Origin of the sequence: Methanolobus sp. WCC1, assembly GCF_045690315.1 — an archaeon.
Lineage (GTDB): Archaea > Halobacteriota > Methanosarcinia > Methanosarcinales > Methanosarcinaceae > Methanolobus > Methanolobus tindarius.
Map to the genome: position 1 here is coordinate 781,415 of NZ_CP146979.1, position 26,053 is coordinate 807,467.

A 26,053-nucleotide genomic window follows, 5' to 3' on the forward strand; every position below is an offset into this window, starting at 1 on the left:
GTAAACACTGATTTTTTCTTAAAACTAGTTAACGTCTAATGATATTCGGGTTTTATTTAAATAGTTTAAATATTATACTATGTTGTGACTTTGGGATATATTTCTCTTACTCAAAATATAATTGTTAATTGGCTTTGTGAGTGACCGGGATGGATGAGCATAAAAAGGGAAAAGTGCTGATAGTTGACGATGAATCAATGAACGTCAAGCTATTGGATGCTTATCTCATGCATGAATATGAGATAATATCAGCATATGGTGGTATAGAGGCACTTGAAAAGGTAGAAGCTCATAACCCTGATATTATCCTTCTTGATCTTATGATGCCGGATATTACTGGTTATGAGGTCTGTAAAATTCTCAAAGGTTCTGAAAAGACCCGTTTCATTCCTATTATCATGGTTACTGCACTATCAAGCCTGGAAGACCGCATAAAGGGTATTGATGCCGGTGCAGATGATTTCCTTACAAAACCTCTGGATCGTCTTGAGATTAAGACCAGGGTCGGTTCACTTCTCAGGATTAAAAAACTGCATGATGAGCTGATATCCGAGCGGGATCAGGCACAGAACTATCTGGATCTTGCAGGAGTAATGCTCTTTGTTCTCGATGAGAATGGTATTGTTAAAGTCATTAACAGGAAAGGATGCGAAATACTGGGTTACCGGGAAGATGAAATTCTTGGGAATGACTGGTTTGAGAATTATGTTCCTGAACTATTCAGGGAAAATGCAAGAAAAGGATTTGAGAAACTACTTTCGACTCAAACAGAAAGCACAGGTTATTTTGAGGTTCCTTTCCTCAACAGCAATAAGCAAAAAAGGATAATGAGCTGGACTAATATAGTACTTCATGATTCTGAAGGGGGCATAAACAGCCTGCTAGTTTCCGGTGAGGATATTACTGAAAGAATAGAAGCAGAATCCAAAATAAAAAGGGCTAATGAATATCTGGATAATCTTTTAAAGGCCTCTCCAATTGCCATATTAGCACTTGACAGTAAGAAAAGAGTCGTTACCGCTAATCGAAATGCAGCAGATCTGTTAGGTTATGAGGTAAGTGAGATAATTGCCAGGCCAATCAGGGAATTTGTAGATGACTCAGACTTGCTGGAATTCACAGATAAAAATGATTTTGAAATGGTGTTCTATACCAAACATGAAGAAAAAGTCCGTATGAATGTTTCAACTTCTTTGCTTCCGGATGACGGTGGAAAAGAGGGTCTTGTAATAACACTTCAGGATCGTTCAAGGCTTAGAGGACTTTTTATTACTCCACTTACCGAGGATATTGAAGAAGATTCTGATAAGGCAGATATTGAACTTGAAAGCGGGTATATCTACTTATCAGGATCAGAGAATCCGGGGCAGAGTTACAACGCATTTTCCGAACTTGTTAAGAGTGGAAAACCCGGACTTTGTATTACCAGAATGAACCCGGATAAGATAAGGAGCATGTACGGAATCGCAAAAACTCCTATTGTATGGCTGACAAAGAACAAAATAGCAGGCCAGCAGTCAATAGATTCCACTGAACTTTTCAGGATTCATCCTAATATAGCTGATTTTGTAAATAAGGTTGAAGATGGTGTCGTTCTTATGGATGGTCTGGAATACCTTATACTTGACAATGATTTCCTTTCTGTAGTCAAACTGCTGGAACAGACCAATGATACTATTATGGCATCAAGTTCACGAATGGTACTTCAGCTAGATCCGGATATTCTTGAAAAGAAAGAATTCCATCTTCTTAAAAGATGGATGCGGCCAGTAGCGGGAGATGCGCCATCTCTGGACAAAAGTTAGCATAAATCTTGACAGTACTGTTAATATTTTTCGGCCAGATGGCAAATATCTATATTAAGTTATCCCTCTATCATATTAAAAAAGGGTCAAAAACATATTATATTTAGATTTCTTACTTCTATTTTTGTCACTATCATTAAAGATATATATTATTTTTACTCTATTATCATTTACTTCTTATTAAAAATAGAAGTAATGAGGGTAGTATGAGATTTGTGGATACCATAGATGGTTTGAATGATGTCTTTGAGACAGATATACCCAAAAACAGTGTAGTGCTGGTTACCGGTTCGGCAGGTACACTAAAATCAGGTTTTACTTTCCAGTTGTTATCTAATTATCTGGAAGAACAGGATGAGTATGGTCTGTATATAACTTTCGAACAAAGCAAAGAAAATCATCTTCTGAATATGGAAAGTATGGGGATGAAACTATCAAATAAACTGCATATATCTGATTTCAGTGACTATCGGGTAATGTATGATGAATTTTCAGATGATTTAATGAACATTCTCGAGGAGAATATTATCCAGTTCAAGGAGCATATTGGCGATAAATGTACCTGTATTGCTATTGATTCTCTTGGAGCACTTTACTCGCTTCTTGATAATGATGCACATGATCTTAGGAAAAAGATGTACAAGTTCCTTGAAACCCTGAGGCGTGAGAAACTTACAACTTTCCTTATACTGGAAGAAGAAAATAAGTCAGATATGTCTGACCCTTCCACAGGTATGGAAGGCTATCTTGCAGATGGCATTATCGAACTGGGTCTTCACCTGAAAGGCAATGTTGCCAACAGGTACATGAGAGTGAGAAAAATGCGTGCAACAGCACACAGTATGGAACCATGGATTCTTGCTGTATCAGAAAATGGATTGAAAGTCTATAAAGGTAATTTCTAATTTACCTGGTCTTTTCAATTCAATCCTTAATTTTATCCTTCTTTAATTTAATCTTTTAATTAAAAACTCAATTTGAATATTATATTCGTGCCGACTCTCTTCATCCGGCTTTAAGCTAAATATTTATATTTTAAGGCTAAAACTAATCTTACTATCTAATGGGGCTATGGGAAATGTTTACAGATTTTAATATGATTTATCTGGATTTACTTTTGCAGTTAACAATAATTATATTGCTCTTTTTTGCAGTTAAAAAAGCATACAGGGATCCTTATGATAAACACTGTAAGTTCATGACTATTGCTATTGCAATACAGGTAATATCAGTAATTGTATTCATGGCGCCTTCCATGTACTCTTTGTCTGGCATAATGATGTCAGGCTTCTTTACGTCCCTGATGTATCTTCATCATATACTGGGTTTAATTGTTATTGTCCTTTCATTATACATCAAACTGGGATTCAGTGGAAAGATACCATCGCCTGTCTCACCACTGAAACTAATGAAGCCAACCCTGGTACTCTGGGTATTGACCTTGCTTGGTGGATTTATTCTTTACCTGATCCTGTGGGAAGGAATCATTATTATCTGATTTATAATGATTGAGATTGTTCACCTTCTGTCAACAATACGCTTTGGTCTGCCTTTAATACGGTAGAATTCCAGCTCACCTGGTTTTTCATAGTTGAAAAGAATGTTCAGACTGCCGTCAATGTAAGCATTTTCAAGATTCCTTTTATAGGCAAAGAATGATTTGAGGAAGTTTTCCTTGATGAGTTCCTTGTTACATCTTTGTGGGTCATTACATTCCATGCTCACTCTGATTGTTGTCTCTCCTTCGTCATCTCCACCGTAAAGGAATGCTTCAAACTCTCCCGTAAGATATTCCATATTTTCTCTCTGGAATACTCCTTTTTCGATGTCCACGCGATTAAATGGTGTTCCTGCTGTCCAGAAAGTTTCAGCTTCTCTTTCAGGAGTCATTATTTTCATGTGTGTTCTGCCACATGCACATTCACCTCTGTCAAGGACGACAGTTGTATCTTCGGTATCATAATTGAGAAGGATGTTCCCACTCTTTGCTCCTACGGGAAGTAATGTGGTGAGTACAAGCCGGCCACATTCTCCATCCTTTACGAATTTATCCATTCCGGGGTCGTAAACATCCACATGCACAAGGTCTTCAGGGACGTGTAAGCCGCTGACTTCGCTGCATTCTCCACACATTGTTCCTTCTGTGCTTCCGTAGTTGTTGTAAACATCGCAGTTCCAGATTTCAGCAACATATTTTCTGGTTTCTTCCGCAAAGCTTTCCCCGCCAATGATAAGTCTTTCAATGCTGGATTCATCAGGTTTCATTCCGTTTTCTTTCATCCTTTTTGCAAGACGTAAAAGCTTGAATGTGCTGGCAACGATGGAAGTCGGTTTGTATGATTCCATAACCCTGACTGGAAATGTGCATTTACCTTCAGGGATCATTGTCATGCCAAGATTCCTGGCTGCCAGTGTCATGGTATTTGCACCGACATTCATCCCATACGAAGCACAAACAATAACACGATCATGTTCTCTGAATCCCTGGGAAACAAAGCACCTGGCATATTTTTCAGCATATCTTTCCCAGTCATCCCATGTCAGGAAGAACGATTTTGGTGTTCCACTGGTTCCGCTTGTTTCATGTATCGTGAACACATCTTTCCAGTCCACAGTTTTAAATCCAAAATCATCGGTAATCGGTGGTTGATTTTCACGAATGGTTTTTCCCGATATTATGGGGAGTTCCAGCAGATCTTCATGAGACCTGATATCTGATGGCTTTATTTTATGCTCCCTGAACCATTTTTTGTAGAACAATGAGTTTTCAGCAGCATAATTTACAGTATACCTGATTCTCTCATCGATTAAAGAATCCAGTTCAGATCTCTCCATTGTTTCAATTTCCGGATTGTAGAACTTTCCTGTTGTCATATGTATTACTCCTTAGATATGTGACAGTGCTTCTATCAGCTCTTTTATCTTTTCGATATCATTGGAAGGGAGTTTGCAGTTCTGATCCTGGCATAGGTGCACAGTTGTTTTGTTTTCTGACATTACCATGTCTCTGGTAAATGCTGCAATCTTGCTTATTTTTTCAGAATCGCTCTCATCTTTAACCAGCATCACTTTTTCAGGAATAAATCTCTCATTAATGAAACGCAGCATTTCTGTGGTATTGGTTTCATCCTTTTCTCCGGCAATCACAATTTCCACTGAGCCATTAAGTGCAAGATCCACAGCTGACATGAATTGTGTATGGCCGGCTGGCGCGGAACTGACTTTTTCCGCAAAAACCCTGAGAGTTTTGTCTGCCAGTTCCTCAAGTTCAGGATTACCTGTTATTTTTGCAAGTCTTAGCAAGTTCATGGCAGTTACTGAGTTTCCGGATGGTATCGCCCCATCATAAACTTCCTTACTTCTGAATATCATTTCTTCAGCTTCATCAGATGTATGGAAGAATCCACCTTTTTCAGTGTCATGGAAATGTGTAATCAGGTAATCGGTAAGTTTCAGGGCGTGCTCAAGGTACTTTATATCGAAATTAGTCTGGTAAAGTTCGATAAGTCCCCATGTAAAGAATGCATAATCTTCAAGGAACGCATCAATTGAAACTTCACCATCACGGAACCTGTGCTTCATCTTTCCATCAGTATCCGTCATATTTTCCATGAAGAAGTTTGAAGCTTTTATGGCTGTTTTCAAATATTCCTCATTATCAAATGCCTGTGCAGCTTTACAGAATGCAGCAATGATCAGCCCGTTCCAGTCTGTGAGAATTTTATCATCTTTCAATGGATGTATTCTTTTTTCACGTTCTGCGAACAGTTTCTTCTTTGAATTATAAATGGATTTTAAAATGTATTCTCCGTGTTCTCCGTTCCATATCCGAATGTTCTGCATGCTTTCAGTTGTGTGGAGAATATTCTTTCCTGTCAGGTTATTGCTATGTTCTTCTGCAAAATTACCTTCATTTTTGACATTAAAGATTTTCATGAATATTTCAGCATGCTCTTTCCCCAGTATTTCTTCTATTTCTGATGCTGTCCAAACATAGAATTTTCCTTCTACACCTTCACTATCTGCGTCTTCAGCAGAATAAAATGCTCCTTCTGAAGATCTCATATCCCTCTCCAGATAACTCAGTGTCTCCTTTGCAGTGTTTTTATATTCCGGGTTTGCAGTTGCCTGATATGCTTCAGCAAGAGTGATTACCATCATGGCCTGGTCATATAACATCTTCTCAAAATGAGGCAGTAGCCAGTGCCTGTCTGTTGAATACCTGTGGATTCCATAGCCTATATGGTCATAAATGCCACCCATACGCATTGCTTCCAGTGTTCTTTCAACCATTTCCAATGCAACTGCGTTGCCTGTTCGTCTCCAATAACGCAGCAGAAATGTCAGATTGTGCAACGTTGGAAACTTAGGAGCCCTGCCAAAACCTGCATATTCTTCATCAAAAATGCTGTAAAGCTGATCGAATGTTTTTCTGAGCAGTTCCTTATTGACATTAATAATATTTTCATTTCTTTCTCTGTTATTCTCAGAAACTGCATTTATTATAGCATCTGCACTGTCAAGAAGCTCATGCTTTCTGCTTTTCCAGAGTCTGGATATTGCGGGTAATAACTCAAGCATTCCAGATACGCCATATCTGCTTTCTCTTGGAATATAAGTGGCAGCGTAGAATGGCTTTTTGTCCGGAGTCATGAGTATTGTAAGTGGCCATCCTCCTCTGCCGGTAATTGCCTGACAGACTGCCATGTATATGTTATCTATATCAGGTCGTTCCTCACGATCCACCTTTATGGAAATGAACGACTTGTTTAAAAGTTCTGCAACAGAATCGTTTTCAAAGGATTCTTTTTCCATTACATGACACCAGTGACATGTAGAGTAACCAATTGACAGGAATATTGGTTTTCCTTCTTTTTCTGCCTTATTAAATGCTTCATCTCCCCATGGAAACCAGTCTACAGGGTTCCTAGAATGTTGCAATAAATATGGACTTTTTTCATTTTTGAGTCTGTTATGTCTATCATCCTGATGCATGTTGCTGTTATTCACTCTATTACTCCCAGTAGTTATTTGTTTATTCTATAATATGTACCTATAGGGTTAACAAAATTGATTCAGTATCGAAATCCATTTCTTTTGTTTTCATTTTTACTATTAATTCGTATGATTCATATTTCTACTTCATAAAAACCGTATATCATTATGAGCATCACTTTTGGCTGTACACAAATATTTATATAGATCTCTAGCTTATGGATTAATTAATAACGATTAATTTAGATTATGAAAAAAGGTGGTACGATTATGGACAGACGATTATTTTTGCCCGTTGTTATTATGTTCCTTTCAGTTCTATTGCTTGGGGGACTAATTAATTATCAGGCGGGTTCAGCACAGGAAGCTCCTGAAGAAACACCTGCTCCGGTGATTGGGGACAAGGAAACTGTCGTTCAGGACAGTCCGAAAGCAAGTGTAAAGGAGCCTGTAGAAGTAAGTTCTAACACTACAAAAGAAGAAGCTCCTGAACCTTCAGCTACCATGTTCTTTGGCGGTGGCGGAGGAGTCAGTGCACCAAAAGCTTCCAGCACAGAAGAAAGTGAAAGCCCAACTAAAGTAGTTGAAGAGGATGATATTGTAGTAGCAGATTTTGACTACGAAATTGATGGTCTTAATGTGACTTTCACTGACAAGTCAGAGAATGCTTCTTCATGGTTCTGGGACTTTGGGGACGATACCAATCTGACAACAAAAGATAATAGTTCTTTTGTACATGAATATGAAAGCGCTAATATCTATACAGTTACTTTGACTGCATCTAATGAAGATGAATTGAATGCTTCAAGAGAAATGGATATCGACCTGACTTCAAAAACTAGTGAAGAAGGTTCAGGCGAAGAAGAAGAAGAGGAAGGCAACAACCCTGTAACACAGGAAGTTCCGGAATTCCCAACCATTGCAATCCCAATGGCAGCAATCATTGGAATGGCTTTCATCTTCAGCAGAAGGCAGTAAACTAACTGATTAAAACCGTATAATTACGGTTTTAACTACATTTTTTTAATATCTTTTTTTATTACTGTTGTTTTCCCGGTATTACTGTTTTATTTATTTTTTTTCTTTTTGCCAGTACTTCTCCTGGTGTAGTTTTTCTCCTATTTTTGTATCTGCTTATTAATTTGTCTTTCTTATAGCGATGGTTATTTATATATTAGTATTCTTTAAGCAATCCTTCAGTATTACTCTAGTATTATTCATTATCAAATAACTCTTAAGGAGGAATCCCTATTACTGCAATTGCTTTGTTAAGTAGCGGTCTTGATTCAGTGACTTCCGTTGCGGCAGTCCTTGAAAAGACCGATATAAAAATGGCTCTTATTTTCAATTACGGGCAGCGTGCTGTTGATCGTGAGATACAGAATTCCATTAAAGTATGTGAACATTTTGGACTGGATTATCGTGTTCTCGATATTACCTGGATGCAGGAGATTACCAACACTTCACTTGTGAACACAAATACTGATGTTCCAAAACTCAGTATGGAAGAAATATCCGATGAAGCTGACCCTTCCATAACAGTTGAATCTGCCAAAGCTGTCTGGGTTCCAAACAGAAACGGTATTCTCATAAACATAGCAGCAGCATATGCTGAAAGCATGGACTGTGAGCATGTTGTTGTAGGCTTCAATAAAGAGGAAGCTGTCACATTCCCTGATAATTCCCCGGAATTTATCTCTGCAATTGATGATTCACTTTCATATTCCACTCAGAATGATGTTAAAGTGCTTGCACCACTTATTGGAATGAACAAAAAAGAGATAGTTGCCAGGGCCATTGAGCTAAAAGCTCCTCTGGAGTATAGCTGGAGCTGCTATCATGGTGCTGATGTTCCCTGTGGAGAGTGTGAAAGTTGTACCCGTAGAAGAAGAGCTTTTGAAGCTGCAGGTGTCAAAGACCCTCTGCTTGTAAGGCTTGGCAAGGAATAAAATTTGCAGTTCTTTGAGTAATATGGTGTTATTTATGGAATGCTTAATTCTCGATAAGAAAACAGATTATGACGGAAGCCAGATTTCATCCCTATGGGCTTACAATCTTGCAGACATCCAGGAAGATTCCATCATAGCTTTCAGAGGTGGCTGTGATGTTAAGATAGAGCACATGATTGACCTTGAGGACAAGAAACAGGGAGACATGATATTCTCTACTGACATGGTTCATTTTATCATCGAGCATTTTGATTCAACCGACCTGAAACTTATCTATGCAAGACAGCGCCTGTTCACTGCAATAGTTAAAGAGATTCTTTCCGAATATCGCAGCGATATTGTCCGGCAAGGTGATGATCTTTTTGTAGATGATAAAAAATTGACAGTGTCTATTGCAAGCACATCAGCGGTTTCACAGAAAATCCATTTTGGGATTAATGTTGTTCATGATTTTTATGGAAGTTTTGAAGACCTTGGACTTGGAAACGATGATGCTGCAGACGTGATGGATAAAATAGCAAAACGATATTACAATGAATTTATCGATATTGAGAAGGATCTCAGAAAATCCAGACCATTGGATGTGATATGATTCAGACTTCTCTTAGTGAAGTGTTCTGTTCGGTACAGGGTGAAGGTCCTTATGTAGGATGCAGGCAGGCCTTTGTCCGGTTTACCGGATGCAACCTGAAATGCAATTATTGTGATACTCCTGTTGAGGCTACAAAAATCTGCAAGTTTGAAGCTGTGCCAGGTTCAAATGAGTTTCAGGAACTTGAAAATCCATTGACACCTGAAAAGGTCAGTGCGATAGTCAATTCTTACTCCGGTTTGCACTCTGTATCTTTAACTGGTGGAGAACCACTCATGAATGCAGATTTTATCAACATGCTTGAAACTAAAGCTCCGTTGTATCTGGAATCAAATATGACACTTCCACGTATGGCTAAAAAAGTAAAGGACAAAGTGTCCTATGTTTCAGGTGATGTGAAGCTGCTGCCATCAGAGTTGTTAGAAGATCCTGAGCTGCATCTTGAAAGCACAATTGAGTGCTTCAGGACTCTTAAAGTCACCAAAGACAGGGATTGTTTCTGCAAGATAGTTGTAACAAAGGATACATCCGCAGACGATATTGAAGGTGTTGTGGGAGCTATATCTGGGTATATTTCCAGTTTGATACTGCAACCTGTGACACAGAAAGAAATGCAGCCAAAACCCGGATTTCTGCTGAAATTACAGGAATCTTTCCTTAATGAAATTGATACACGAATAATACCTCAGACACATAAGATGTGGGGTTGTTTATAATGAAAATGAGACTTGGAATTGTTGATTATATTGATAGTGCCCACTATTTGCCAGGGCATGAAACATGTGGTATAGTTCACGGACACACTTACAAAACAGAGATTGTAATTGAAGGTGAAAAGAAAGAGACCGGAATGGTCATGGACTTCTATGAGATCAAGAAGGTCATAAAAGAAGTTCTAAAGGAATACGACCATGTGCTTCTCAATGACATACTGGAATTCCCAAGTGTTGAGAACCTGTGTGAGCATGTTCATGCAAATCTGTCATCCCGACTTGACTTTCCACTTTCAGTCAAGATGTGGGAAGGCAATGGTAAGTGGTGTGAAGTAAGTGCATTTTAAGGAAAATGAGGGAATCCGGAGTACTTTTGTTAATCGATATTTGTCATAAGTTTATACAAAGGTATATCTACTAGTTTCCCTTAAATTGAGCCGTGTTTATTGGAGCTGCTCAGAAACCATAGGAGCTATAAAAATGGAAAATGAGAAAGACGTTTGCGAAATAGAAGTTTCCAGGGATGAAGATGTCAAGAGAATGATAGCACAGCATCCTTGTTATTCCAAAGAGGCCCAGCACAAGTTTGGCCGTATTCACCTTGCAGTAGCTCCGAAATGCAATATTCAGTGTAATTATTGTGATCGTAAGTTTGACTGCGTGAATGAGAGCAGACCAGGTGTTACCAGCGAAGTCCTAAGTCCACAGGCTGCACTTGAAAAAACAAAGCAAGTGCTTGAAGCTTATCCGTTCATTAAAGTTGTCGGTATAGCAGGACCAGGAGATCCACTGGCAAACGATGAGACTTTTGAGACACTGGAACTCATCAAGAAAGAATTCCCTGATGTAACTCTTTGTCTGAGTACAAATGGATTGAATCTTCCTGATAAGATGCCTGAGCTTCTAAGAGTCGGAGTCACCACTTTGACAGTGACAATGAATGCTATTGATCCTGCAATAGAAGCACAGATGATCAGCCATGCTTCATATAAAGGAAAGGTTTACAAAGGTCTTGAAGCTGGTGAGCTAATGGTTAAGAACCAGCTTGAAGGTATCAGGATGGCTGTGGAAGCAGGTCTTGTTGTTAAGATTAACACAGTTCTTGTTCCTGGTATAAACGATGAGCATATCGTAGAGCTCGCGCAGAAGATCAATGAACTTGGTGTCTTCATAATGAATGTAATGCCACTTATCTGTCAGGCAAAGTTTGCTGACAAGACAGCACCAACACCGGCAGAATGTAAGGCTGTTCAGGACAAGTGTGCACCTTATGTACAGCAAATGAGACACTGCCGTCAGTGCAGGTCAGATGCATACGGACTCATCGGACAGGACATGTCACAGATGAGTGAAGAACGCAGGAACGTTATTAAGGTTGATATGAAAAAGAAGAGTTCATGTGGAAAGGAGTAAGTCCTTTTCACTGAAACCTTTTCATATTATTTCGTCATTTTATTCTATTAATTCTACTAATTGCAGGTGTTTTTTTTGAATATCGAAGAGCTTGCGGCAAATTTAAGAAACTTTGAAGGTGTCACCAGAAAAAAACCGATAGCAGATATCGTAAGTATATTTGAAACTGTCAGGTCAGAGTATGGCGAGATCATTGACGATTTTGGTGATGATGCAGCTATCATTGATATTGGAACTGATGATGTAATTCTGTTTGCAGCCGATGCTATATGGGGCAGGATCGTTAACAAGAGTCCCTGGTGGACAGGTTATACTTCCGTTGTTGTCAACGTGAATGATATTTCCGCAATGGGTGGACGTCCTCTTGCAATGGTAAATGTGATGGCTTCCAGTGACCTTGAATCCACAGAAGAAATCATGAAAGGAATTCGTGATGGTATCAGTAAATTTGGAGTTCCTATGGTTGGCGGTCATATGCACCCTGACACTCCCTACAACTCCCTTGCTGTTGCAATAATTGGAATTGCAAAGAAAGACTGTGTTATCAGGAGTGACAGTGCAAAGCCCGGAGATCTTGTAATAGTTGCCTATGACATGGATGGTCGTGTCGGAAAGAACTCTCCATATAGCTGGGATACCACCTCTTTTAAGGATGCTGATGTTGTGCGTGAGCGTTTTATGGTAATGCAGGAGATCGGGGAAAAGAAACTGGTAACTGCTGGAAAAGATATTAGCAACCCCGGAACAATCGGTACACTTGGAATGCTCTGTGAAGTTAGCAGGGTGGGTGCTTCAGTTGATCTGAGTAAGATTCCATGTCCTGAGGATGTTGATTTTGAGCAGTGGCTTAAGATATATCCGGCAACAGGTTATGTAGTCACAGCAAAAGCCGAGCATGCTGACGAATGTATTGACATTTTTGAAAAATCAGGATTAAAGGCTGCTGTGATTGGTGAGATCAATGACAGTCAGGTAATTGATATTTACAATGACAGCGGTAAAGCTGTGGTCTTTGATTTTAAGGACAGTGGAATTACAGGAATATAAATTGACAACAAAATGCTGTCCTGTTCCTGAATCTTTTTTTGAAAACTTAGTAAGATTAAATCACTAAATGCATGCAAAAAATTGGATATAAAAGAGAGCACTCTAATTAGTTTAACTCTCAATCCATGCCTGGAGTTCTTCATGCAGGAACTTCTCAGCAGCCCTTACCACTTCCAGACTTCCTCTAAGAGCAATCAGTTCCCTTTCATCAGTGTCCACAATTTGTATATTTACCTTCCTTTCAACAGGTTCAAGGTCGAATTCTTCTACAAGGTCATAGATAATGTATGAAGGGGTTCCAGGTGGTATGAGAAGGTCATAAAGGTCTGTAAGATCCTGTTCTTCAGGTTTGTTTTCCTTCTTTGTTTTTGATCTTTCAAGATCTTCAAGAGTAAGTTTCCTTGTCAATGTGATCACCGTCTTTCTGCTTTGATGGTCTAATACACATAAATAGTAATCGCTATGTACATTTCAGGACAAATACAGGTTTATGGGGTCTAACTATTAATACTGTTAGTTATAAAAATATAGATAGTGATGATTATTTTAAAATTGATATTGAGTGAGGTGCTTATGAATGAGATTAATTGATTTATCCGATGCAAAAGGACAGATTAGGGTTGAGTTTGGAGGATGTAATATGAAATGTCCTTATTGCGTTCACATACATCAGCCTGTAAAAGAATGGACTGTAGATGAGGTGCTGGATTACGCTCAAAAGTCTACAACTGAGAATGTGTATCTTGGGGGTGCAGAGCCGACTTTGCAGAAGGATCTGATGCCTTTAATAGAGGGCTTGCATGGGATGGGAAAACAGGTAATTCTGAAGTCCAATGGCATGAAACCCGATGTACTAGAAAAAGCTCTTCCCTTTGTTTATGGTTTTGTGCTTGAGATCAAAGCTCCAGGTGACGATGTAAAGGCGGTGATGGAAGTTACCGGAATGTCTGAAGAGAGAACGCAGAAATACCTCAAGCTTCTTGGTGAATCAATGAATATTGCAAAGCAGAAGTGGCTCAGGGTATGGATACGTGTTATTCCTGAATATGTGAATGCTGAAAACATGCCTCGCATATTACCTGACCTTGAAGGGGCTTCTGAAGTTATGCTCTACCAATTCATGAGCAACCCGGATTTTGATCTTTCATTTATGGGTCATGACTCACCAACACCTTCATGGAATGAGTTAAAAGAACTTGGAAATATGGTTCTTGAAAAGGTTCCTCAGGTAAGGCTTGTAGGAGAAAGGGGAAAACTGGTGCTGACCAAATAAGCTTTGAAACTTTGTTTTCATTGGCAATAGTTGTCCACTGTTGTCCATTCTGTTTATGGAGTGTTGATGACATTAATTGATAATCCTGTATCCGGGAAGTATAAGCGGCTCATTCTGGTTCCCGGAAATTGCCTCTTTTATAACCTTGAGCAACTTGAGCCTGATAACAATACTCTTTTTTTTATGGCTGAAGACCTGGCTTTTTGCAACCGCTTCAGATACCATAAACATAAACTGATTCTGCTGTTATCTTCAATGAGATCATATCGTGACTGGTTGGCAGAAAAAAATGATCTTGTTTATTATGAAATAGTGAAATCGCAAGACGTTGAATACTTGGAGAAACTTCGTGTTGTTCTTGAAGAAACCGGGATAAAGGACATCATAACTTATGATTTTGAATCGATTGGACTTAAAAATGTAATCACTAATTTTTGCAGAAATAATAGAATTAATCTGCATATTGTTGATTCTCCCGGATTTATGACTACTATTAAAGAGTTTAATTCACATCGTAGAGGCCGGAAAAAGCTCCTGATGAACAATTTCTACATTTACCAACGCAGAAAATCCGCAATTCTACTTGATGATAAAGGAAAACCTTCAGGTGGCAAATGGAACTTTGATTCACAGAACAGAGAAAGCCTGCCGGATTCTATCTATGTTCCTGAGATAATTCACGCTAAAAGAACTTTCCATACGGAGGCTCTGATTAATATTATTGAGAATATTTTTCCCTTAAATCCAGGTAAATCCTCATATTTTTATCTTCCTACAACCAGAAAAGATGCTCTTTTATGGCTCTATGATTTCATTGAGAAGCGTCTGAAAAACTTTGGTCCTTATGAGGATGCAATTATCAAAAGTGAATCTTTTCTTTTTCATTCGGTTATTTCGCCTTTGATGAATATTGGCCTTCTGACGCCTGATGAGATTGTTGAGAATGCTCTTGTTTATTATGAGCAAAAAGGCCAGGAAAATAATATTCCGATTTCGAGTATAGAGGGATTTGTAAGACAGATTATCGGATGGCGTGAGTTTATGAGGGGCATGTATCATGGTCCTGATATGCGTAAGAACTTTTTCCGGCATAACCGGAAACTGGATGACAGATGGTATACAGGAGAGCTTGGAATTGAACCTGTTGATGATGTGATTAGGAAGGTGAATAAGCATGGATACTGTCATCACATTGAAAGACTGATGATACTTGGCAATTTCATGCTTCTATGTGAAACTGACCCGGATGATGTTTATCGGTGGTTTATGGAGATGTTTGTTGATTCCTATGAGTGGGTGATGATTCCAAATGTCTATGGCATGAGTCAGTTTGCTGACGGCGGTACTCTATCGACAAAACCTTATATTTCAGGTTCAACGTATATTTTGAAAATGAGCGATTATAGGAAAGGTGAGTGGTGCGATGTATGGGATGCACTTTACTGGCGCTTTGTTAACAAAAACAGGGATGCACTTAAGAGTAATTTCCGTATGGGTATGATGGTGTCAGTCTACAAACGTATGGATAATGAAAAGAAGATAAGGCTTTCCAACATTGCTGAAGAGTTTCTTGGGACTTTATAAACTACGTTTTTATATAATTTGTTTTGTCTCTCAGCTAATTTTTATAAGATAAACCGGTACATTTATTCGTTTAAAGAATGTTATATAGGGTTGATCGAAATGCAGGAATACAAGTTAAAGCGTGGTTTTAAACCTGAAACGGATAGGATTCATGAATGCCTCAAAGAGGCTTTTCCAAGTGAGATCAAAGAAGAGGATGGTAAGTTTGTTACTTCTTATGGTGTTCTTTCCAAAATAACAGTATGGATAGAAGGCAAGAAGCTGGCTGTTGATACTGAGTCTGATACTTCTATGACAGATGATGAGCTTATTCTTGATTCTAACAAGCGTTTCAGGGATTTCCTTTACGCAGCTACAGGCTATACTGCTAAGGAACGTCTGAAACAGGCAAAGAAGGAAGTTTCCAAATAATTTTCTTCTTTTTTAAGCTCACGGAGTCACTGGTATGGACTTTCTGGAAAAACTGAAGAGCTTTGATATTCCAACTTGCCTGAGAATTTGTGCAGGAACCGATGGTTCGGTGACTTTCCTGTTGGAAATTATGACTAAACACCCGACTGCTGTTGTTACTGAGTATCAACACATCATTCCTGCGGATGAGCAAATGGCGGAATTGTTTGATGTGAATGTAGGTTCAGATATCAATGAACGTGTGGTGACCCTTACTGCCGGTGATGTACCTTATGTGTTTGCCCGCTCCCTTTCAGCTATTGAAAATATGCCCGAAGGTGTGCGTTCTGATATGATGAAGGCTGATATTCCAATAGGCAGGATTCTGCGTGACCATGATATTGAAACCCGCAGGGACTTTGAGAATATTGAGATTATGGAAGATGAGACTCTTTTTGGAGCACAAAAACTGCTTTCACGTTCATATCGCATTGTTCACCATAGCGGTGTGCTTATGTGGATCAATGAAAAGTTCCCTGTTGACACGCGCTGGTGTTTATAAATAATCGCTCTTCCAACCGAAAGCTTATTAATTGATTCTGTATATTAGGGGAGAGCACCCCCATATTCTGTTCGTGCCTCGGTGGCTTAGGGGTATAGCGCGTCCTTGGTAAGGACGAGGCCGTGGGTTCAAATCCCACCCGAGGCTCTTATTCTAAAGTTCAAAGCCTTCAGATTATTCATTGTATTTCTACAAATCAATTGTTGTAGATAAAAATTCTATTGCCATATTTTCTTCAATCACACTGTGTTAGGAGCTGAAGCCATGTTTTGATTTTTCGTAGGCATCTTTTACATTAAACAGCCAGCATCCAATGAATATACCTGATCCGGGTCTTGGTAAAATAAAAGCGAAAGTAAACAGGACTATCATACCAATAATTATTACTTTGCCAGTAGCTAACCGGCCACTATAAATCTGTCCAAGGCCAGGAATAAATAAAGACAGCAGAGCTGCAACAACTGGATTCTTTTGTCCTCGGGGTTTAGTTTGTTGATTCACAATAGTTCCGGTGGTAGGTGCTACACAATTAGGGCAGCATTCAGTATCATTGATTTCCATACCACAGTTTGAACAATTCATTATTATTTCACCAGTTTATTGAGTAGAGGTTATTAATAATTGCTATAATGTGTCATGTTCTTTTTATTTTCTGAATTCCATGTGCCTACTCTGTTTACAGATTAAATACCTGGAAATGCCTGAAAGCCCGCATGTGATTTTCAAAATGCTGGCATGCTGCAGCATATGTTTCCCATGCACACGCATTTGCAAGAATGATAGACTTCAGCGCAATATCAGGATGCAGATAATTTTCCAGAGTTTCAATGAATGCTTGCACATGTATGATGTAAGTGCAGCAGTATTTTGTTTCTTACGATACTGTTTTATCTTGTTGTATAGTTCCCTTTCGGTTTTTATGGGACTTTGATTCATATGAGTTAGTATGTTTTCAGCATATATGCCGATGTGCTAAGTGTAGTGAAAGTGATGTTATGGGGTCTTTATGTGAACCTGTTTTCATATTGAATGAGATGTACATTATTCATAAAAACAATTCATATATTTATACTACATTTTTTTTATGAACTATTTTAGAAACATTTATTACTATATGTGGTTATGCCTTCTATCTTCATAAATTTAAGGTGGTCATATTTTGAAATGTGAAAAATATGGTTCGGACATCAATGAAATGTCGAAGTCCTGTATCAATTGCGGTTTCAATCCCCAGGGATCAGGTAATGAAATATATGCAGGATTTGGAAAAAGGCTCATAGCTGCTATTGTGGATTCTCTTATTATTTTTGTTCCATCGATAATCATTTTCTTTGTTCTGGTTTTTGTACTCCAGGCAGCTTTATTTGTAACCTTCTTTGGAGGTAACATGGAAGGTGCGCATGCAGTAGAAACTTTAGGCAATATCATAGCATCTGTGTTGTCTTCAGGTATATTCATAATTCAGACGCTTTACTTTGCAGTATTTGAAAGCTCCGGCAAGCAGGCAACTCCGGGTAAAAGGGTGGCAGGCATAAAAGTAACAGATCTTCAGGGTGGAAGGCTTTCTTTTAGTAAAGCACTGATAAGGAACTTAGGAAAGATAGCCTCCTCTGTAATGCTTATAGGTTACATAATGATAGCTTTCACTAAACAACAACAGGGTTTGCATGACATAATCGCCGGAACTCTGGTTGTCAATGCAGAATAAACCTACAGAGATGTAGCATATAATGTCAGATCGAAGCCAGATAATAATCGAGTTGCTTTAGAAAAATAGTTGATCTGACATCTGACTTTTCCATTTTATCTATATTTCTATTTTGAAATTAATGTTATTTTATTGTTAAATTGTTATGCTTCTTCTGATATTAAAACTGAAAAATACTATGGTTTTTATTTTCAAAAACAGTATAAAATTATGTCGGAAGATTTATACCTGACTTTAGATAATATAGTTATGAAATTACCAAACGCAATCTATGGTGGTATACATGGAAAACGCAGACAATAATGCTAATGAGCTTTGCTTTTGTAAAGCAGATTTGAAAGATATTAGTCTTTTTATTGATCCAATGGCTGGCTTATTATGTCTTTTGTGAAAGACATGTGGTCTGTGTTGCTTCTCTATTTTATAGGTGATACTCTAACTACCTTATATGCATTACAGACAGGAAATTTCTATGAAGGCAATCCTATATTGTCTAATATTTTCCAGTCATATGGTTTTGCTTCTCTTATCCCGTTAAAAATCGGTTTTTTGTTTGTCATGTACCATGTTTACAACAATGCTGACAGGTATTACTGGAACATAACGAGATATTCTGTCGCCGGTATCGGCCTACTTGCAACTCTTAGTAATACGGTTACAGTTGTTCATGGATAAGTCGGAAACTGGGTAAAATAACCAATTCCGAGCAATGTATTTTCATATTTTGATTCTCAAAAGATATTCTATGGTTAAAATTGCTTACCTGTACTTACTTGACACAATGGCTGACTGGGAGCCAGGTTTTTTGATCGCTGAACTGAATACGGCTCGTGCATTTAAAAAAGATGCAGAAAAGTACACCGTAAAAACTGTTGGTATTACAAAAGAACCTGTTGTAACAATGGGAGGAATAAGAATAGTTCCTGACATAAGTCTTGAAGAATTAGCAATCGATGATGCAGGTGTATTGATCCTTCCCGGTGGGGATACGTGGCTTGAACCAATTCATGATCCTATCATAAGTAAAGTAAAAGAGTTTCTGGATGCAGGTGTTCTGGTTGCTGCTATTTGTGGTGCAACAATGGGACTTGCAAATGCAGGAATTCTTGATAGCAGAGCACATACAAGCAATGACCTCGAGTTTTTAAAGGCAGTTTGTCCGAATTACACTGGTGAAAAGTTTTATCGTAATGAACCTTCTGTTATTGGCGATAATGTAATTACCGCTACCGGTGTTGCTCCACTGGAGTTTACACGTGAGGTCTTAAGAGCGCTCGATGTACTTTCTGTTGAAACTCTGCAAGCCTGGTACAATCTGTATACTACTCATGAGGCACAGTATTACTATGCACTTATGGATTCATTGGAGAAGTAAGGTTTTGTGAAATTGGCGTTGTTTTATCGACTATACTGGATAAATTTGGCGATTTTATCGAGTATATTCGATGTCTATATTAACTTCATTTTGTCCTGAACCAACTCAATTGATACAGGTCTGCTACTATCTTTCAGACCCCGAAACAAAAGAACGTGAGATAAACGGTCTGCTCGCCGGCATGAAGAATTTCATAACGAATGAAGGATTAATAATCACTTCCGATAAGTTTGGCGAGGATGAGATAGAGGGGAAGAAGGTTAGGTATATGCCTTTGTGGTATTGGATTTTGGTAAATGAGACTTGAAATCGAAATTACTATTTCTTTCCTCTATTCCTCTTATCCTTCACATATATTAAAACACTCTTTCCTGAACCGCTATGTGTTCTTCTGTCGATGTCAAAGAGGCTTGTGGCTTCAACTAATTCTCCAAGTTTTTTGTAGCCATAGTTCCTTGGATCAAAATCGGGGCTGCGCTTGATAAGGTTTCCACCGACTTCTGCAAGGAAAGCCCATCCTTCCTCATCAGCAGAATCTTCAACAGCATTTCTCAGGTGGTTCACAAGTTTTGAATCTCCTTTAAGTTCATTCGTACTGGATTTTTCCGATTTTGAAGATGTTGAAACTTCAGATGCAGACGTTTCTTCTTTTCTCAGGTTCTCAGTATAGATGAACTTGTCACAGGCTGAAATAAAAGCTACAGGTGTTTTCTTTTCACCGAAACCGTATACTTTTAGTCCAGATTCTCTAATTCTCTGGGACAGGCGGGTAAAGTCACTATCACTTGAAACAATGCAGAATCCGTCCAGTTTCTCTGTGTAAAGCAGATCCATGGCATCAATAATTAGTGAACTGTCAGTTGCATTTTTTCCTGTGGTATATGCAAATTGCTGTATCGGCTGGATAGAATGGTCAAGCAATGACTCTTTCCATGAAACCAGATTAGGAGATGTCCAGTCTCCATATATTCTCTTCACACTGGCAATACCATATATCGCAATCTCATCCATCAACCCTTCTATGATTGAAGGCTGAGCATTATCAGCATCAATCAGTACAGCAAGTCTGTCATGTGTTCCATTTTCTTCCATATTTTATACTATCCTGACTAAATCAGACCAGAATTTTTCATGTATAAATTGAACAATGTAATCGCTTTGAATATACAAAGAAGCAACTTACTGTTGCCCCTTCCTCAAACTCTTCATTCTTTCAAGTTCAGTCTCAAGCTCCTGGATTTTCAGCTCATCTATCTTATCGGTAAGTTCGTCCAGTTCCTTGTCAGCAAGTTTAACTGTATCGTGGAGTTTTTCAACAATATTTTTCTCCAGGCTGAGTTTTTGTCTTTTTGTTTCGCTGATAAGGTCATCAACAAGGATCTTCCCTTCTTCCTTGCTTAATTTTCCGGTATCAACTTTTTCCTTAACGAACTCTCTGATTCTCTCTTCTGAAAGTGCTGCAAGTCCTGCACCGATAAGTGCTGCTGCTCCTAAAAGACCGACTTTTTTCATTTTATCCATATTATAACTCCCACTGTTTAGTTTTCGTAAATATACTGAATACAATGTTCAGATACAACCCCCGAATTATCATTGTATTGCCATAAATAAATGGGATTTTAACATATATCAAATCAATGGAAGATTAAAAATACTATAATCTTAAGTATTCATTAAAAAAGAAAGGCAGTACAGCACCTGTCCAAAAGTTCTGCTATGCCAGGACAATTTGATTAAACAATAAATTCTACAGTTTTATTTGTGTTTGCCACAACCGCAGCTTCTTCCAAGAAAAGTGGAAACCCGGTGTTTAAGATGGTGGATCTCATGCTCGCTCATATTATCGAGTATATCCTTGTGCTCAGTATCAATATGCTCAAACATATTCTGCTCAACCTCATCAAGACTATTTCCAATTGCCATATAGTTACAGCCATCGATTCCTATATCATTGCATTTAACCATTCTAATTTTCATAAAGCCTGCTCCGGTAGTTAGGAATGAGTTCTATACAGGTCGTAGGATATAAACTTAGTTTTTTGTTCAGAATAATCCTTTCTCCTTGCAGTATTTATTTACAATTTTTGACTTTTCTCTTTTCATACTGCTTTTTACGTAGCCCACATAAAGACTGCCTATCAATATTGGGAGAAACAGTGCATCACCAATATGAATTGTTAATTTATTTTCCAGCACATTTATCCAGTCTACAGAGTTATTCATCCCTACTACAAATGAATATAAAACGATAAGACACAATATTAGTCCTGTTCCAGCTACATAGATACCTGCAAAGTTTAAAGCCAGTTTTCCATCCATTTTCAGGTTTCTGGGTTTTCCGTTGTTGTATGTTTTTCCATTGAAGCAGTTCATAATAATAACGTATTGCTTATCTTTATATCTGTAAGTGTATATCATGAACGGATTATATAGTCCAAGACATTCTAAATTTTCAGAGACAAAGTCCTGTACATTCACATCTCTTTGTCCATCGCCTTGCAATTTAATTCCATCAAGCAATCTCTCTCCCACATAATTATCAAACTGATTTTTGAATTCATGTGGTTCAAACCCAAAAGGAATCATCTTGAAGTTTCCATATTTTTGTCCGGAGTATTTTATATCGGAAAAAGGAACTTCATTCTTTACAATAAATGATATTATTTCTCTGGTATTGATGTCCTTATCAATAGAAGATGTCAGATCAGTTGCAATAGTACTATGCTGAATTTTCCCCGGATAAGTCCCGATTTTTTGAAAAAAATCCTTTTCATGTCTGGGTTTTACTTCATTAACTATTATTGTTTTTCCTTTTTCATCTCTTTTTTTAACAGACTCTGACACAAAACGTGTTTTTATGTAGTATGCTATATATTCCACCTTGACTCTGTAACTAAGTCTGAAATAATAATATGGAATATAGATCCTGAAGCAATTTGATTCCAATCCATAGCGAGTAATAATATCTTCTGCAGACATGCAGCTGCTTAACATCGAATTTTTAATTTTCTTGAAGAACTTTTCTTCACCACTCCTGTCAGGCATAAACAAAACATCATTCAAGTTATATTGTGATGATTTAGTATACACTATTCCAACCCCCATCCTCCTTCAAATGTAAATTACAATAAGCTTTCAATTATTGTTTACATCTTACAGGTTTGATTATTCAGTATTATTAGATATTTGAATGTATATATTAAAGTTGGCTCTCTTTAACATCGTGTGGGTAAACGAAGTTTACCCGCCATCAAGAATATCATTGTATTCCTACACTTCTCAGTCTTCAATCCATATGATCTCTTAAAAGCAGTTTTAATTTTGTTGTTCAATCCTTCAACAACACCGTTGCTGATACCTTGTTTGATTGATTCCAATATCCCATGAGAATTTCTTTTAATCATCTTGGCCAATGTGATAATTTCCTTGATGTTGCTATGTGTTCCCCAATAATGCCATTTGTCAAGATATTCCCTCGCTACCTCTATATTTTTTATATCCCACAGACGTTGAAGTCCAAGCTTAAATCTGTAAGCTTTTGCTGTTTTAGTATCCAAATCTTTGATTGATCGAATCTTAGCTATTTCCCTATCCGATAGATTTTCAGGATTTTTCAACCACATGAATCTCGTTTTACCCAGATCTTTATTTGTTTGATACTCCTTTCTTCGAACCTTATCAATTGCATCATTCATCATTTTGACAATATGGAACTTATCGTAAACGATCTTAGCATTTGGGAAATATTCCCTTGCTCCACCCCTAAAAGCAGGATACATGTCCATTGAAATATACTTGATATTATCAGGGTCTATTTTTCTGGAAAGAACTTCCCTGAAGTTCTTGAAAACACTTCTTTTCTTTCCATTTTCAATATGAATTACTCTTGATTGATTTAGATCATAGAACAAGGTCACATAGCTGTGACCTTTTTTGACAGATATTTCATCTACTCCAATAGTATCTAACTCAGAGAGATCCATCTTTGCTCTGGCTTCTTCAACATAATGAGCTAGAATTATCCATACAGAATTTTCATGAATATTGATCAATTCAGCAATTGAAGAAACACTCATTTCTTTGGACATTGCAACGATTAGTGCTTCGAAAAATAATGTAAATCCAGTATTTTGTCTTGTCCATGGAACTTCTACAAGTTTTACATCATCTCCATCACACTTTGTTCGGGGAACTCGTGCATGAATGTATGTTTCATGATGGAAGAAATCAAGGTGTCTCCATACTTTTTCTTTGGTATCATGGAGATCACACAGTTTGTTGCAAACTGGGCAAGGGAACTTCGTTCCCTTGGTAAAATCTAGATAAATATCCATTCTTTTCTTAGAAACATTAAGATCAATGTCTTTCACATACCATGGAGGGGTTATTCCCAGAGCCATTTGAATCAAGAGTTTATCGTCCATCCAATATGGATTGGATGAACAGAATATTAAATTACCCACTCAATCTTGAGGAGATCCTTAAAGTTTAATGCAGCTATTTTATCTATCTTCAAAGTAAATCATATTTTGAAACATGAAGGTCAACGACATGAAAGCCATCCTCAAATTCAGTACAAGGGAAGAAGCAATATTTGGAAAATTCGACCTTCCCAGGGATGCATTTTATCCAATGATCCTTTCTTTGAAAGTTGGCGGTGCATGGAGCTATTCCACAGATGACCTGAAAAGCATCTCTGTGATGAAGGTCTTTACTGACTACGATAAGGAAAGCAAAACAGGCCATACTATTGAAGAAGTGTGGTTGTTGCTGAATCCCGAATGGGTATCAAAGGAAGGCATTGTTCACAGACTGGAAAAATGTGGTGGGAAGGAAGAGCGTTCCCTTGTCACAAGGCCTTATTCAGTTACACTCAGGGCTGAAAGGATAATAGTAGCTTCAATCAGCACAGCAAAACAGAAAATATTCATAAAAGAATCTACTGAAAAAACAGTATCATTCTCCGGGCCTTCCGCATTTTATGCTGCACATGAGATGGAACATCTGGATCATGTGGAAATAGAAGGCCTTCCTATGTGGGCTTTTGAATATGAAAAAGTAAAGGAATGATACTTACATCAATACTACAAGAACTTTTTATGGACCAATTGAGTCACTAATTAAATGCATATATTTTTATATACTTCATACATGCATTAAAAATGCAATACAGTTATTAAATAGATAAGCAATTTAGTGACTGGGTTAAAGGTACTGATTATATCAATTCTTACGGAAAACTTTCCGGTTTGAAAAAGGTGTTTACATGGGAATGTTAGATGACGTAAAATCAAAGAAAAAGCAGAAAGCTGCTGAGAACTGGATAAAAATGGGTGATTCAGCCAAAACGGTTGATAAACAGGTAGAATATTATACTAAATCACTGGATATCGATCCTTACAGTGCTGAAGCATGGTTCAAGAAAGGAAAAGCTCTTGAAAAAATGGGACGTTTTGAGGAAGCCAAAAAAAGCTTTGATCTTGCTATAGAGGTCGATCCGGACTATCAGGGTCTGATTGGTGCTACAGCCGGATCATCAGCCAGTGCGTCTTCAGCTCCTTTAGTGGAGGACAATGTTTCAGAGCCTGAGACTCCTGCACCGGTAATTGAAGAACAAATAGTGGAAGAAGAAATTCCTTCTGAACCTGAGCCAGTCACAACAGAAGAACCTTCTGATGAGGGTGTTTCATCATACCAGACACCTGTTGGTGACGAATCAATATTTAGCAATGTAATCTCAGGTGATGAGCCTGACAACGGCTCCCCTTCATATGCAAACGAAGATTATGTTGAAGGACAGGAAGAGCTCATCGAAGATCTCGATGCGGAACCTGAACCAGAAACATTTACCACACAGGACTTCGGGTATGAATCCCGCGAAGAACCAGAAGAGAACGTTTTTGGAAGCGGTTCAGTTTCAACATCAGAACCAGAAGAACATGATGTGATCTCAGGTTCCCCTTCAGTTGTCGAAAGAGATGAACCATCTGTATTCTCATCTCCCGAGCCAGAGGAAGAAAGGGAAGATACATTTTCATCTCCATCCACACCGGCATCGCAGGAACCTGTTTCATCTTACACCGCAGAAGAAAATGTAATTGGAAGAACCGAACCTGAAACAATAAGGTCTGAACCTGCAAGTGCTCCAGCAAGCACACCTGTGGATGCTTCAGTCCCTCCTGTCCCTGAAGCACCAAAAAGACAGGCAGCAGGATATGATTCATCTTCCAGCACCATAACAGGTTCTAAACCAGTTGCGATTTCAGGAGCTGATCTTGTGGATATAAGGATACCATTGAATGAAACTCTCAAATTCTGGGCAGTCGGCGTTGTAGCAATGCTAATTGTCCTGATTCTCTCCAAGATACTTTGAGACTGGTATGTCGCAGGTTAAAGGAGTTCAAAATAAAAAGAGATATCCGGTTTGTAGGATATCTTCATTCTTTTTTAACTCGGTAGAAAACCTCATATTGATAGCAATTATAATCTTGATATGGCTTCCAGAGTTAGGCATCATTCGATTGAATTTAACTTCTTTTAGTTGGTTCCAGTAACTTTTTGCCCTTGCTTCTTCTTCGTTATATTCACTGTTTCCATCGGTACCTGAATATCTCTCTTTCACCTGATGATTGCTAACATTTTCACAT

The 26,053-nt window shown here is 38.1% G+C and carries 30 protein-coding genes and 1 tRNA gene; 21 read left to right on the plus strand and 10 right to left on the minus strand.

The genetic code is table 11. From position 1 onward, the window contains the following. The first annotated feature begins 149 nt into the window (after window positions 1-149). From V7O61_RS03950 to V7O61_RS03960, 3 genes are all read left to right on the plus strand, one after another. Window positions 150-1,805, plus strand: coding sequence for a DUF835 domain-containing protein (locus tag V7O61_RS03950; protein WP_407282658.1), 1,656 nt, complete (start codon window positions 150-152; stop codon window positions 1,803-1,805). Window positions 1,806-2,011: 206 nt separating this feature from the next. Continuing rightward, a complete protein-coding gene (locus tag V7O61_RS03955) occupies window positions 2,012-2,710 on the plus strand; it encodes an ATPase domain-containing protein (RefSeq protein ID WP_023844345.1) in 699 nt (232 codons plus the stop codon). Between the two features lie 173 nt (window positions 2,711-2,883). Continuing rightward, window positions 2,884-3,303 carry a hypothetical protein gene (locus tag V7O61_RS03960; protein ID WP_407282657.1) on the plus strand — a complete coding sequence of 140 codons (420 nt, stop codon included), beginning with the start codon at window positions 2,884-2,886 and terminating at the stop codon, window positions 3,301-3,303. Window positions 3,304-3,323: 20 nt separating this feature from the next. On the opposite strand, the gene ftsA is transcribed toward V7O61_RS03960, so the two are convergent. Next, window positions 3,324-4,679 carry a coenzyme F390 synthetase gene (gene ftsA / locus V7O61_RS03965; RefSeq protein WP_407282656.1) on the minus strand — a complete coding sequence of 452 codons (1,356 nt, stop codon included), beginning with the start codon at window positions 4,677-4,679 and terminating at the stop codon, window positions 3,324-3,326. Between the two features lie 12 nt (window positions 4,680-4,691). Next, on the minus strand, window positions 4,692-6,815 hold the full coding sequence (locus V7O61_RS03970; protein ID WP_407282655.1) for a thioredoxin domain-containing protein: 2,124 nt from the start codon (window positions 6,813-6,815) through the stop codon (window positions 4,692-4,694). Between the two features lie 255 nt (window positions 6,816-7,070). On the opposite strand from V7O61_RS03970, the gene V7O61_RS03975 reads away from it, so the two are divergent. The 7 genes from V7O61_RS03975 to V7O61_RS04005 all read left to right on the plus strand — a co-directional run bounded on the left by V7O61_RS03975 (window position 7,071) and on the right by V7O61_RS04005 (window position 12,514). Continuing rightward, entirely contained in the window at window positions 7,071-7,778 is a 708-nt protein-coding gene (locus V7O61_RS03975; RefSeq protein WP_288070013.1) for a PKD domain-containing protein, read from the plus strand. A gap of 272 nt (window positions 7,779-8,050) precedes the next feature. Next, window positions 8,051-8,749, plus strand: coding sequence for a 7-cyano-7-deazaguanine synthase QueC (gene queC / locus V7O61_RS03980; protein ID WP_048135093.1), 699 nt, complete (start codon window positions 8,051-8,053; stop codon window positions 8,747-8,749). Window positions 8,750-8,783: 34 nt separating this feature from the next. After that, a complete protein-coding gene (locus V7O61_RS03985; protein WP_407282654.1) occupies window positions 8,784-9,341 on the plus strand; it encodes a DUF366 family protein in 558 nt (185 codons plus the stop codon). Continuing rightward, window positions 9,338-10,057 carry a 7-carboxy-7-deazaguanine synthase QueE gene (locus tag V7O61_RS03990; RefSeq protein WP_288070017.1) on the plus strand — a complete coding sequence of 240 codons (720 nt, stop codon included), beginning with the start codon at window positions 9,338-9,340 and terminating at the stop codon, window positions 10,055-10,057. Before V7O61_RS03985 ends, V7O61_RS03990 begins: the two co-directional genes overlap by 4 nt. Beyond that, window positions 10,054-10,401, plus strand: coding sequence for a 6-carboxytetrahydropterin synthase QueD (gene queD / locus V7O61_RS03995; protein ID WP_091710002.1), 348 nt, complete (start codon window positions 10,054-10,056; stop codon window positions 10,399-10,401). The genes V7O61_RS03990 and queD overlap by 4 nt, the downstream gene beginning before the upstream one ends. Before the next feature lie 133 nt (window positions 10,402-10,534). Further along, complete coding sequence (gene nifB, locus V7O61_RS04000) at window positions 10,535-11,467, plus strand: nitrogenase cofactor biosynthesis protein NifB (RefSeq protein WP_407282653.1); 933 nt, start codon at window positions 10,535-10,537, stop codon at window positions 11,465-11,467. A 75-nt stretch (window positions 11,468-11,542) separates the two neighbouring features. Beyond that, a complete protein-coding gene (locus tag V7O61_RS04005) occupies window positions 11,543-12,514 on the plus strand; it encodes a methanogenesis marker 2 protein (RefSeq protein ID WP_407282652.1) in 972 nt (323 codons plus the stop codon). Window positions 12,515-12,625: 111 nt separating this feature from the next. Here V7O61_RS04005 and V7O61_RS04010 read toward each other — a convergent pair whose 3' ends face one another. Then, the gene (locus V7O61_RS04010) at window positions 12,626-12,931 is read right to left on the minus strand and encodes a hypothetical protein (RefSeq protein WP_023844334.1); all 306 of its coding nucleotides are present in this window, start codon (window positions 12,929-12,931) and stop codon (window positions 12,626-12,628) included. 160 nt (window positions 12,932-13,091) lie between these two features. Here V7O61_RS04010 and V7O61_RS04015 point away from each other — a divergent pair, with 160 nt between their 5' ends. The 5 genes from V7O61_RS04015 to V7O61_RS04035 all read left to right on the plus strand — a co-directional run bounded on the left by V7O61_RS04015 (window position 13,092) and on the right by V7O61_RS04035 (window position 16,470). Beyond that, window positions 13,092-13,787 carry a radical SAM protein gene (locus tag V7O61_RS04015; RefSeq protein WP_288070583.1) on the plus strand — a complete coding sequence of 232 codons (696 nt, stop codon included), beginning with the start codon at window positions 13,092-13,094 and terminating at the stop codon, window positions 13,785-13,787. Window positions 13,788-13,853: 66 nt separating this feature from the next. After that, on the plus strand, window positions 13,854-15,371 hold the full coding sequence (locus tag V7O61_RS04020; RefSeq protein ID WP_407282651.1) for a cryptochrome/photolyase family protein: 1,518 nt from the start codon (window positions 13,854-13,856) through the stop codon (window positions 15,369-15,371). Between the two features lie 99 nt (window positions 15,372-15,470). Continuing rightward, window positions 15,471-15,782 carry a DUF5611 family protein gene (locus tag V7O61_RS04025; RefSeq protein ID WP_023844330.1) on the plus strand — a complete coding sequence of 104 codons (312 nt, stop codon included), beginning with the start codon at window positions 15,471-15,473 and terminating at the stop codon, window positions 15,780-15,782. A gap of 34 nt (window positions 15,783-15,816) precedes the next feature. Beyond that, the gene (locus V7O61_RS04030; RefSeq protein ID WP_023844329.1) at window positions 15,817-16,323 is read left to right on the plus strand and encodes a chorismate pyruvate-lyase family protein; all 507 of its coding nucleotides are present in this window, start codon (window positions 15,817-15,819) and stop codon (window positions 16,321-16,323) included. Window positions 16,324-16,398: 75 nt separating this feature from the next. Continuing rightward, window positions 16,399-16,470: transfer RNA gene (locus V7O61_RS04035), tRNA-Thr, on the plus strand. Window positions 16,471-16,572: 102 nt separating this feature from the next. Here the strand turns inward: V7O61_RS04035 and V7O61_RS04040 are convergent. Further along, window positions 16,573-16,905 (minus strand): hypothetical protein, encoded by a 333-nt coding sequence (locus tag V7O61_RS04040; protein WP_407282650.1) that lies wholly within the window; start codon window positions 16,903-16,905, stop codon window positions 16,573-16,575. A gap of 94 nt (window positions 16,906-16,999) precedes the next feature. Further along, window positions 17,000-17,164: a hypothetical protein gene (locus V7O61_RS04045; protein WP_407282649.1), complete on the minus strand. Its 165-nt coding sequence runs from the start codon at window positions 17,162-17,164 to the stop codon at window positions 17,000-17,002. A gap of 318 nt (window positions 17,165-17,482) precedes the next feature. Here V7O61_RS04045 and V7O61_RS04050 point away from each other — a divergent pair, with 318 nt between their 5' ends. From V7O61_RS04050 to V7O61_RS04065, 4 genes are all read left to right on the plus strand, one after another. Beyond that, complete coding sequence (locus V7O61_RS04050; protein WP_407282648.1) at window positions 17,483-18,031, plus strand: RDD family protein; 549 nt, start codon at window positions 17,483-17,485, stop codon at window positions 18,029-18,031. Window positions 18,032-18,409: 378 nt separating this feature from the next. Continuing rightward, entirely contained in the window at window positions 18,410-18,706 is a 297-nt protein-coding gene (locus V7O61_RS04055; protein WP_023844324.1) for a DUF5658 family protein, read from the plus strand. Window positions 18,707-18,776: 70 nt separating this feature from the next. Beyond that, complete coding sequence (locus tag V7O61_RS04060; protein WP_023844323.1) at window positions 18,777-19,406, plus strand: type 1 glutamine amidotransferase family protein; 630 nt, start codon at window positions 18,777-18,779, stop codon at window positions 19,404-19,406. Between the two features lie 70 nt (window positions 19,407-19,476). Next, window positions 19,477-19,713: a hypothetical protein gene (locus tag V7O61_RS04065; RefSeq protein ID WP_407282647.1), complete on the plus strand. Its 237-nt coding sequence runs from the start codon at window positions 19,477-19,479 to the stop codon at window positions 19,711-19,713. Between the two features lie 11 nt (window positions 19,714-19,724). On the opposite strand, the gene V7O61_RS04070 is transcribed toward V7O61_RS04065, so the two are convergent. The 5 genes from V7O61_RS04070 to V7O61_RS04090 form a co-directional block, all read right to left on the minus strand. Then, window positions 19,725-20,498: an NYN domain-containing protein gene (locus V7O61_RS04070; protein WP_407282646.1), complete on the minus strand. Its 774-nt coding sequence runs from the start codon at window positions 20,496-20,498 to the stop codon at window positions 19,725-19,727. Between the two features lie 87 nt (window positions 20,499-20,585). Further along, the gene (locus V7O61_RS04075; protein ID WP_407282645.1) at window positions 20,586-20,927 is read right to left on the minus strand and encodes a hypothetical protein; all 342 of its coding nucleotides are present in this window, start codon (window positions 20,925-20,927) and stop codon (window positions 20,586-20,588) included. A gap of 234 nt (window positions 20,928-21,161) precedes the next feature. Further along, window positions 21,162-21,383: a DUF1059 domain-containing protein gene (locus V7O61_RS04080; protein ID WP_407282644.1), complete on the minus strand. Its 222-nt coding sequence runs from the start codon at window positions 21,381-21,383 to the stop codon at window positions 21,162-21,164. 66 nt (window positions 21,384-21,449) lie between these two features. Continuing rightward, window positions 21,450-22,496 (minus strand): hypothetical protein, encoded by a 1,047-nt coding sequence (locus V7O61_RS04085; protein ID WP_407347444.1) that lies wholly within the window; start codon window positions 22,494-22,496, stop codon window positions 21,450-21,452. A gap of 125 nt (window positions 22,497-22,621) precedes the next feature. Next, complete coding sequence (locus V7O61_RS04090; RefSeq protein WP_023843742.1) at window positions 22,622-23,830, minus strand: ISL3 family transposase; 1,209 nt, start codon at window positions 23,828-23,830, stop codon at window positions 22,622-22,624. 112 nt (window positions 23,831-23,942) lie between these two features. Between V7O61_RS04090 and V7O61_RS04095 the strand changes: the two genes are divergently transcribed. Further along, a complete protein-coding gene (locus V7O61_RS04095; RefSeq protein ID WP_407282642.1) occupies window positions 23,943-24,476 on the plus strand; it encodes a RimK/LysX family protein in 534 nt (177 codons plus the stop codon). Window positions 24,477-24,672: 196 nt separating this feature from the next. After that, window positions 24,673-25,779, plus strand: a complete 1,107-nt coding sequence (locus V7O61_RS04100; RefSeq protein ID WP_407282641.1) for a tetratricopeptide repeat protein — start codon at window positions 24,673-24,675, stop codon at window positions 25,777-25,779. Window positions 25,780-26,053: the final 274 nt, after the last annotated feature.